General features: G+C 67.9%; 6 protein-coding genes. 1 reads left to right on the forward strand and 5 read right to left on the reverse strand.

What is annotated here, in order from left to right:
• Position 1 precedes the first annotated feature (1 nt).
• Genes ACFU8Q_RS17325 through ACFU8Q_RS17345 form a run of 5 tightly spaced genes read right to left on the reverse strand, consistent with a single transcriptional unit; the run spans position 2 to position 5,740 of the window.
• A complete protein-coding gene (locus tag ACFU8Q_RS17325) occupies positions 2 to 805 on the reverse strand; it encodes an ABC transporter permease (protein WP_384454120.1) in 804 nt (267 codons plus the stop codon).
• On the reverse strand, positions 805 to 1,731 hold the full coding sequence (locus ACFU8Q_RS17330; protein ID WP_384454123.1) for an ABC transporter permease: 927 nt from the start codon (positions 1,729 to 1,731) through the stop codon (positions 805 to 807). Before ACFU8Q_RS17330 ends, ACFU8Q_RS17325 begins: the two co-directional genes overlap by 1 nt.
• Positions 1,728 to 2,876, reverse strand: coding sequence for an ABC transporter ATP-binding protein (locus ACFU8Q_RS17335; protein ID WP_384454126.1), 1,149 nt, complete (start codon positions 2,874 to 2,876; stop codon positions 1,728 to 1,730). The genes ACFU8Q_RS17330 and ACFU8Q_RS17335 overlap by 4 nt, the downstream gene beginning before the upstream one ends.
• 56 nt (positions 2,877 to 2,932) lie before the next feature.
• Entirely contained in the window at positions 2,933 to 4,183 is a 1,251-nt protein-coding gene (locus ACFU8Q_RS17340) for a spermidine/putrescine ABC transporter substrate-binding protein (RefSeq protein WP_384454129.1), read from the reverse strand.
• Between the two features lie 42 nt (positions 4,184 to 4,225).
• Positions 4,226 to 5,740 carry a gamma-aminobutyraldehyde dehydrogenase gene (locus ACFU8Q_RS17345; protein ID WP_384454132.1) on the reverse strand — a complete coding sequence of 505 codons (1,515 nt, stop codon included), beginning with the start codon at positions 5,738 to 5,740 and terminating at the stop codon, positions 4,226 to 4,228.
• A 216-nt stretch (positions 5,741 to 5,956) separates the two neighbouring features.
• On the opposite strand from ACFU8Q_RS17345, the gene ACFU8Q_RS17350 reads away from it, so the two are divergent.
• Complete coding sequence (locus tag ACFU8Q_RS17350) at positions 5,957 to 6,496, forward strand: NADAR family protein (RefSeq protein WP_384454135.1); 540 nt, start codon at positions 5,957 to 5,959, stop codon at positions 6,494 to 6,496.
• The last annotated feature ends 27 nt before the right edge of the window (positions 6,497 to 6,523 follow it).

The following is a 6,523-nucleotide window of genomic DNA, read 5'->3' on the forward strand; positions in this document are numbered from 1 at the left end:
CTCACGGTCGTGCGCTGTTCTTCCGCCGGTTCGCGATCAGCTGGCCGACGACAACCACCAGTACGGCAATGATGAACATCGCCGTGCCGATGACGTTGATCTGCACGGGCGTGCCGCGCTGTGCCGATCCCCAGACGAACATGGGGAAGGTCACGGTGGAGCCCGCGTTGAAATTGGTGATGATGAAATCGTCGAAGGAGAGCGCGAAGGCGAGCAGCGCTCCCGCCGCGATTCCGGGGGCGGCGATCGGCAGCGTCACCCGCAGGAAGGTCTGCACGGGGCCCGCGTACAGATCGCGGGCCGCCTCCTCAAGTCGCGGGTCCATCGACATCACGCGCGCCTTGACGGCGGTCACGACGAAGCTCAGGCAGAACATGATGTGTGCGATGAGGATCGTCCAGAAGCCCAGCTGCGCACCCATGTTGAGGAAGAGCGTGAGCAGCGAGGCGGCCATGACGACCTCGGGCATCGCCATCGGCAGGAAGATCAGCGAGTTGATCGCGCCGCGCGCCCGGAAGCGGTAGCGGACCAGGGCGAAGGCGATCATCGTGCCCAGGGCCGTCGCACCGACGGTGGCCCATGCGGCGATCTGCAGGGACAGGGAGAGCGAGCCGCACATGTCGGCGACGCCGCAGGGGTCCTTCCAGGCGTCCAGGGAGAAGCGCTGCCAGGCGTAGTTGAAGCGCCCGTTCGGCTTGTTGAACGAGAACACCATCACGACGATGTTCGGCAGGATCAGGTAGGCGAGGGTCAGCAGACCCGCGATGACGATCAGATTCCGGCGGATCCAGCGCAGTACGGGCATCAGACCAGGTCCTCCGTCCCGGAGCGGCGGATGTAGACGGTGACCATGATCAGGACGACCGCCATGAGGATGAAGGAGAGCGCGGCCGCCGTCGGGTAGTCGAGGACGCGCAGGAACTGGGTCTGGATGACGCTGCCGACCATCTTGGTGTCGGTGGAGCCCAGCAGTTCCGCGTTGACGTAATCACCGCTGGCCGGGATGAAGGTCAGCAGCGTTCCGGAGACGACACCCGGCATGGAGAGCGGGAAGGTCACCTTGCGGAAGGTGGTGGCGGGGGTGGCGTACAGATCGCCGGCCGCCTCGTGCAGCCTGCCGTCGATCCGCTCCAGCGAGGTGTAGAGCGGCAGGATCATGAACGGCAGGAAGTTGTACGTGAGCCCGCAGACCACCGCCATCGGCGTCGCCAGTACCCGGTTGGACTCGGTCCAGCCGAGCCAGCTGGTGACGTCCAGTACGTGCAGGGTGTTCAGTACGTCGACGACCGCGCCGCCGTCCGCGAGGATCGTCTTCCAGGCGAGCGTACGGATCAGGAAGCTGGTGAAGAACGGCGCGATGACCAGCACGAGGACGACATTGCGCCAGCGCCCGGCCTTGAAGGCGATGAGGTACGCCAGCGGGTAGCCGAGCAGCAGGCACAGGATCGTGGCGGTGCCCGCGTACAGCAGCGACCGGATGAACTGCGGGTAGTAGTCCCTCAGCGCGTCCCAGTACGTCTGGAAGTGCCAGGTGACCTCGAAGCCCTTCTCCAGGGAGCCGGTCTGTACGGAGGTCGACGCCTGGTAGACCATCGGCAGCGCGAAGAAGACCACGAGCCACAGGATGCCGGGGAGCAGCAGCCAGTACGGGACGAGGCGCTTGCGGGTGGAGGCCTTGCGGACCTTCAGCTCCGTGATGGGCGCGGGTGGCGCCTCCTTGGTGACGGTCACGCCGCGTCCTCCACCGTCTCCACACCGGCGTCGATGTCCTGAGCGGCGTCCAGGCCGAAGGTGTGTGCCGGGTTCCAGTGCAGAACGACCTCGGCGCCGGGGGCGAGCCGGACATCACGCTCGATGTTCTGCTCGTACACCTGCAGCGCCTTGCCCGCCGGGCTCTCCACCACGTACTGCGTGGACACGCCGATGAAGCTGGAGTCGATGATCCGGCCGGTGACCTGGTTGCGCCCGTCGGCTATCGCGTCCGCGTCGTCGGCGTGCGCGAGCGAGATCTTCTCGGGGCGTACGCCGAGCAGCAGCTTGCCGCCGTTCGCGGTGGGGGCCGTACATCGCCCGGTGGGCAGCCGCAGCTTTCCGCCGCCGACCGTCACGACGACGTCCGTGTCCGCGGAGACGATCTCGCCCTCGATGAGGTTCGAGGTACCGAGGAAGTTGGCGACGAAGGTCGTCTTCGGGTTCTCGTACAGATCGGCGGGGGCGCCCAGCTGCTCGACCCGGCCCGCGTTCATCACCGCGACGGTGTCGGCCATCGTCATGGCCTCCTCCTGGTCGTGGGTGACATGGATGAACGTGATGCCGACCTCGGTCTGGATGCGCTTGAGCTCCAGCTGCATCTGGCGGCGCAGCTTGAGGTCGAGGGCGCCGAGCGGCTCGTCGAGCAGGAGCACCTGCGGGTGGTTGATCAGGGCGCGGGCGACGGCGACGCGCTGCTGCTGACCGCCGGAGAGCTGGTGCGGTTTGCGCTTGGCGAAGTCGCCGAGCTGGACGAGCTCCAGCATCTCGTCGACTTGTTTCTTCACCGACTTGATGCCGCGCCGTCGCAGACCGAAGGCGACGTTCTCGGTGATGTCGAGGTGCGGGAAGAGCGCATAGCTCTGGAAGACGGTGTTGACGGGCCGCTTGTACGGAGGCAGATCGGTGATGTCGCGGCCGCCGAGCGAGATGGTGCCGGTGGTGGCCTCCTCCAGCCCCGCGATCATCCGCAGGGTGGTGGTCTTACCGCAGCCGGACGCGCCGAGCAGGGCGAAGAACGAGCCCTGCGGGACGGTCAGGTCGAGCGGCTTGACGGCGGCGAAGGAGCCGTACGTCTTGCTGATCCCGGTGAGGCGGACATCGCCGCCTGTCTGCTGCTGTGTCATGGATCGCAGTCCCAGTGGTGTCAGGGGGGAGATCGGTGAAGGGGAGGGCTCGGCGGTCAGGCGCCGATGAGCTTGGCGAACTTCTCTTCGTACGCCGTCTCTTCCTCGGCTGTCAGGGAGCGGAAGGCGTGCGACCGGGCCGCCATCTCCTTGTCCGGAAGGATCAGGACGTTGTCGGCCATCGCCTGATCGATCTTCGCCAGTTCGTCGCGCACGCCGTCGACCGGGCAGACGAAGTTGATGTACGCGGCGAGCTGGGCGGCGACCCGCGGCTCGTAGTAGTGGTCGATGAGTTTCTCGGCGTTGGTCTTGTGCCGGGCCTTCACCGGGACGAGCAGGTTGTCGCTGGAAATGATGTAGCCGGCGGCCGGGATGGCGTACTTGATGTCCGGGTTTCCGGCCTGGAGCTGGATGATGTCGCCGGCCCAGGCGACACAGGCGGCGATGTCGCCCTTGTCGAGGTCGGCCGTGTAGTCGTTGCCGGTGAAGCGCCGGATCTGGTTCTTGTCGACGCCCTTCTGGATCCGGCCGATCGCGGCGTCGTAATCGGCGTCGGTGAAGGTGCCGGGGTCCTTGCCCATGTCGAGCAGGGTCATCCCGATGGAGTCGCGCATCTCCGAGAGGAAGCTGACCCGCCCCTTGAGCTTCGGGTCGTCGAGCAGCTGGCTGACGGAATCGACCTTGCGGCCGCCGGTCGCCTTGGAGTTGTAGGCGATGACGGTGGGGATGCCCGCCCACGGGTACGAGTGGGCGCGGCCGGGGTCCCAGTCCGGGGAGCGGAACTGGGCCGAGAGGTTGGCGTAGGCGTGCGGCAGGTTCGACGGGTCGAGCCGCTGTGCCCAGCCGAGGCGGACGATGCGGGCGGCCAGCCAGTCGGTGACGCAGATGATGTCACGGCCGGTGTCCTGGCCGGCCGCGAGCTGCGGCTTTATCTTGCCGAAGAACTCGACGTTGTCGTTGATGTCCTCGGTGTACTTGACCTTGATCCCGGTGCGCTTGGTGAACGCCTCCAGGGTGGGCCGGTGCTTGCCGTCCTCGGTGACGTCCATGTACTCGGTCCAGTTGGAGAAGTTGACCTGCTTCTCCTCGGCCGAGTGGTCGTCCGAGGCCGCCGCGGCGTCCCCTTCTCGCTTCGCGGGCGGGATGCCGCAGGCGCTCAGCGTCCCCAGCCCGCCGATCGCGAGCGCCCCCATGCCGGAGGCACGGAGTAGCGAGCGGCGGGTCAGGGCGCCCCGGCCACTGGTCAGACTGCGTCGCATCGCGGCCAGTTGGGCCGCGGAGAGGCGCTCGGGCTGGTACTGCTCCATGCGCGTTGCCCTTTCGGGTGTGTGTGGCCGGCGGCGGCCGGGTTATCGGTCCCCGAAGATCGTGCGGTGCCAGTCCTTCCGGGCGACCGCGGTGTTGTCGTACATGACGTGCTTGACCTGCGTGTACTCCTCGAAGGAGTACGACGACATGTCCTTGCCGAAGCCGCTGGCCTTGTATCCGCCGTGCGGCATCTCGCTGATGATCGGAATGTGGTCGTTGACCCAGACGCAGCCCGCCTTGATCTCGCGGGTGGCACGGTTCGCCCGGTACAGGTCCCGGGTCCAGGCGGAGGCGGCGAGTCCGTACGGGGTGTCGTTGGCGAGGCGAATGCCCTCGTCATCGGTGTCGAAGGGCAGCACGACGAGGACCGGGCCGAAGATCTCCGACTGGACGATCTCGCTGTCCTGGGCGGCACCGGCGACGAGCGTCGGCCGGTAGTAGGCCCCGGCCGCCAGTTCGCCGCCGGGCGCCTCGCCGCCGGTGACGACGGTGGCGTACGCGCGGGCGCGGTCGACGAATCCGGCGACCCGGTCCCGCTGGGCGTGGCTGATCAGCGGGCCGAGGTCGGTCGACGGGTCGAAGGGGTCGCCGAGCCGGACGGTCTCCATCAGTTCCGCGACACCCTGCACGAAGGCGTCGTAGAGGGGGCGCTGGACGTAGGCGCGGGTGGCCGCGGTGCAGTCCTGGCCCGTGTTGATGAGCGCCCCGGCGACCGCGCCGTGGACCGCGGCTTCGAGGTCGGCGTCGTCGAAGACGACGAAGGGTGCCTTGCCGCCGAGTTCGAGGTGCAGGCGCTTGACGGTGGCGGTGGCGATCTCCGCGACCCGCTTGCCGACGGCGGTGGAGCCGGTGAAGGAGGTCATGACGACGTCGGGGTGGCCGACGAGGTGCTCCCCTGCATCCTTGCCCGCGCCGGTGACGATGTTGATCACACCGTCCGGAATGCCGGCCTCGGTGGCCGCCTGGGCGAACATCAGCGAGGTCAGCGGGGTGATCTCAGCGGGCTTCAGCACGATGGTGTTGCCTGCGGCGACGGCCGGGAGGATCTTCCACGCGGCCATCTGGAGCGGGTAGTTCCAGGGTGCGATGGAGCCGATGACGCCGATCGCCTCGCGGCGTACGTACGAGGTGTGGTCTCCGTCGTACTCGGCTGCCGACTTGCCCTCCAGGTGGCGGGCGGCGCCCGCGAAGAAGGAGGTGTTGTCGACGGTGCCGGGCACATCGAACTCGGTGGCGAGCTTGATCGGCTTGCCGCACTGGAGGGACTCGACGTACGCGAAGTCGTCGGCCTGCTCGGCGAGGACGGCGGCGAAGCGGTGCATCGCCTCGGCCCGCTCGGCAGGCGTCGCGCCCGACCAGCCGGGGAACGCCTCGCGGGCGGCCGCCACGGCCGCGTCGACGTCGGCTGTGCCCGCCAGTTCGTAGGTATGGACGGTCTCGCCCGTTGCCGGGTTCACCACGTCGTGGTGTCGCCCCGATGTGCCGGACCGCAGCTTTCCGCCGATGTACTGTGCGCCGTCCGCGAAGCGGTCCCGCACCTGGATGCCGTTGCCCATGACGTTCTCCTCCGCCGCACGCCCCGGAGTGCGGTGGCGGCGTAGCTTCTGTTCGATTTGATTGCCGATCCTGACAGAGGAGGTCAACCCCAACAAGTGATTCCGTTGTTGCCTTTTGGTTACGCGACGGAATCTGTCGACCATGTGTCGCGTCAGTGCGGAATTCCCCGTACGGAGTGTCAGTGGCGGATGCCAGACTCGCGTGTCATGGAACACATGGACGATCTCCTGGCGCGGACCCGGCGCGGCGAGAAGGTGAAGTATCTGCGCTTCTGGGGTCACCGCCCGCGGCCCGACGGCAGCATCGGTGCGAGCTGCCTCAGTCAGTGGTGGCCGGCGCCCTTCACGGTCGACGGCGTGACGTACGCGTCGGCCGAGCACTGGATGATGGCCGCGAAGGCCCGGCTGTTCGGTGACGCGGAGGCGCAGGAGCGGGCGGTGTCGGCGAAGAGCCCGGCCCAGGCGAAGAAGGTGGGCCGGCTGGTCCGCGGTTTCGACGAGGCGGTGTGGGAGCGCGAGCGGTACGCACTGGTGGTGTCCGGCAGCGTCCACAAGTTCGGCCACCACCCGCAGTTGCGGGAGTTCCTGCTGAATACGGGGGACCGGGTCCTGGTCGAGGCGAGTCCCATGGACCGTGTCTGGGGCATCGGACTGGCGGCGGACGACCCGCGCGCGGAGGATCCGGCGACCTGGCGGGGGCTGAATCTGCTGGGGTTCGCGCTGATGGACGCGCGGGCGGAGCTGCGCGCGCGATGAGGCGGGCCGGACGCCTCGATGGCCGGG

This window comes from Streptomyces sp. NPDC057543, assembly GCF_042801895.1.
In the GTDB taxonomy this organism is placed as follows: Bacteria; Actinomycetota; Actinomycetes; order Streptomycetales; family Streptomycetaceae; genus Streptomyces.